The 2,840-nt window shown below is 70.3% G+C and carries 4 protein-coding genes; all 4 read left to right on the top strand.

Translation table 11 applies throughout. From position 1 onward, the window contains the following. Window positions 1-94 precede the first annotated feature (94 nt). Entirely contained in the window at window positions 95-376 is a 282-nt protein-coding gene (locus tag D7X12_RS40695) for a hypothetical protein (protein ID WP_120630480.1), read from the top strand. A 4-nt stretch (window positions 377-380) separates the two neighbouring features. Further along, entirely contained in the window at window positions 381-1,730 is a 1,350-nt protein-coding gene (locus D7X12_RS40690; protein WP_120630479.1) for an AgmX/PglI C-terminal domain-containing protein, read from the top strand. Between the two features lie 23 nt (window positions 1,731-1,753). Then, window positions 1,754-2,224: a cyclic nucleotide-binding domain-containing protein gene (locus D7X12_RS40685; RefSeq protein WP_244225077.1), complete on the top strand. Its 471-nt coding sequence runs from the start codon at window positions 1,754-1,756 to the stop codon at window positions 2,222-2,224. A gap of 100 nt (window positions 2,225-2,324) precedes the next feature. Beyond that, window positions 2,325-2,840 (top strand): hypothetical protein (locus D7X12_RS40680; RefSeq protein WP_120630481.1); only part of this gene is annotated, 516 nt, incomplete at its 3' end.

The raw sequence follows: 2,840 nt of genomic DNA, 5'->3' as shown, positions 1-2,840 counted from the left end.
CCCCCGGGGCCCCCTGCCGCCCAGCCGGCTCCGTCGGCTAAGGTGCCACCTGATGCTCGCGAAGCCCGCGAGGCCCGGTAGACGACCCACGCCCATGCGCCCCGCCCTCCTGCTCCTGCTGTTCGTCGCCGCCCCTGTGTCCCGGGCGGAGGACCCCGCGCCCAAGCCCGCGCCAAAGGCGGGGGAGGCCGCGCCCCCCACGACGAAGAAGGCGCCCAGGGCCATCCAGCTGGAGGCCATCACCGTGGAGGGCCGCATCCAGAAGCCGGAAGCCTTCTATTTTCTCGACCGATCGAAGCCGAGCTTCGACGACCTGAACCGCACCGAGAGCTTCGTGCCCAAGGTGGTCCAGAGCGTGGATCAGGACCCCTTCTAGCGCCATGGCCCTCCAAACCAGCCCCAAGTTGCTGCGCGTCGGCGTCATCCAGGACGGCCGCATCGTCGAGGAGCACCACGTCCTCCACGACTCCGTCACCATCGGCGATGACGCCCGGAGCACCATCGTCCTGCCCGCCGCGTTGGAGCGCCCCGGGCGCTTCAAGGTGCTGGAGAACCGCGCCAACCAGTTCCACCTCATCATCGACGAGCACATGCAGGGCCGCGTCAACCTGGGCTCGTCCGACGTGGACTTCGACGCGCTGCGCTCGCAGGGGCTCGCCACCCGCCGCGCGGACGCCACCTTCGACCTGCCCCTGCAGGAGAGCGCCCGCGGCAAGGTGGAGCTCACCGACGCCACCCTCTTCTTCCACTTCGTCCCCGCCCCCCCGGCGGACGCGAAGCCCGCGCTCCCGCCCGAGCTGAAGGGCAGCGCGTGGCGCGCCGTGGACCGGCTCTTCTTCGGCATCCTCGCGACGATGCTCGTGCTCTACGTGGCCAGCGTCGCGCTCATCGCCAGCCGGCCCACGCCGGTGGTGGCGGAGGTGCCGCTCGACCAGCTGGAAGACCGCTTCGTGCGCGCCATCATCCCGCAGCAGCCGCCCGCGAAGGAGCAGCCGAAGGACACCGGCTCCACGCCGGAAGCGAAGCCGGAGGAGAAGAAGCCCACGGAGAAGAAGCCCGACACCGCGTCCGCGACGACCGCGCCCGCGGCCACCGCGGAGGAGCGCCGCCAGCAGCTGGCGACCCGGGTGGCCAACACCGGCATCCTCAAGGTGCTGGGCGCCAGCGGCGGCGGCGGCGGCGTCATCGAGAACCTGCTCAGCAACGACGTGGGCGGCGCCAACGTGGCGGAGGCGCTCCAGGGCGCGCAGGCCGGCGGCGGCGCGCTCGCGGTGGGCTCGGGCGGCAACGGGCTTGGCACCATCCAGGGCGACACCGGCGGCAAGGCCGCGGGCATCGACGTGAAGGGCACCACCGGCGTGGGCGCCGTGGACACCGGCCGCAAGCAGACCGTCAAGGTGCCCCAGGTGGCAGACGCGGTGCCGGAAGTGGACAGCTCCGAGGTCAGCCCCAAGGCCCTGGGGCGCTTCATCTACGGCAAGAAGGCGTCCATCCAGCGTTGCTACGAGAAGGAACTCAAGCGCGACCCCAACCTCAAGGGCAGGGTGATGGTCCGCTTCAACCTCAAGCCGAACGGTCGCGCCGGCGACATCGAAGTGGACGAAAGCACCCTGGGCTCCGAGGGTGTCAGCAGTTGCATCATCACCACCATCCGCAGCTGGACGTTCCCTTTCCAACCGAGTGACGACGTCCCCGTCTCGTACCCGTTCATCTTCTCGCCAGGAGATTAGGCTCGGTTGTCCGGACACCCGGGATGCGCCGGACCCGCGGGGAGCACATGGAGAAGCTGGCCGTCATCGCCACATCCCCCCTCTTCGAGATGCTCGCCCCGGCGGAGCTGGCGCGGCTGGCGGAGCTGGCCCGGCTGTACCGGTACGCTCACGGCGAGGTGGTGTTCGAGGAGGGGGACCTGGGCGACAGCCTCTTCGTCATCGTGCGGGGCCAGGTGGAGGTGGTGCGCCGGGGGCAGCCGCCTTCCGTGAAGCCCCTCACCGTGCTCGGGCCGCCGGAGTTCTTCGGGGAGATGGGCCTCATCGACAAGGACCACCGCTCCGCCACCGTGCGCGCCCTGGGCGAGGTGGAGCTGCTCCAGCTCACCGCACAGGATTTACGCACCTTCCGACTTGCTCACGCGGAGGGGTTCACCTTCATCGTCGTGAACATCGCGCGCAGCCTCTCCGAGCGGCTCCGGGAAGCCAACGCCCGCCTCGCGCCGCAGGAGTGAGGGCCGGCCGGAAGGCAGCCTGGGGCATTGCGTTGACACCCCTCCCCCCCGCTCCTACTCTCGAAGGGTGGGAATCAAGGGGCTGGGACTCGTGACGCACATGCGCATCGTCGGAATGCTCGTCGTGGTGATGACCACCGGGATGGCGTTCGCGCAAGCGCCCGCGGCCCCGGCACCGGCCCCCATGCGGGTCCGCCCGCCGCCCTCCGTGCTGGACAAGGCCGCCGACGTGCCGGACAGCCAGAAGCTGGAGCGCAGCACACAGGCGCTGGGCGGCATGCGCGAAGCGCTGCGCCAGGTGCTGGAGAAGGTGGAGGAGGCGCGGCGCACGAAGGACGTGGTGAAGCTCAACTGCGCCAACGAGAAGCTCACGCAGATCAAGGGCCTCCTTCGCATCTCCGAGCAGGCGGACGTGTCGCTCCAGGAGGCCATCAGCAAGCAGGAGGCGTCGCCCGGCGAGCACGAGTACACCAAGGTGATGATCGCCCAGCAGAAGGTGGGGCAGCTGCGCTCGGAGGCCGAGGAGTGCATCGGCCAGCTCGCCTTCCGCACCGATGAGAACCTCTTCGTGGAGGTCGAGGAGCCGGACAACCTGCCCGGCGGCGACCCCACGCGC

The organism is Corallococcus sicarius, from assembly GCF_003611735.1.
Taxonomy (GTDB): domain Bacteria; phylum Myxococcota; class Myxococcia; order Myxococcales; family Myxococcaceae; genus Corallococcus; species Corallococcus sicarius.
This window is presented reverse-complemented; position numbering and strand designations above follow the sequence as displayed.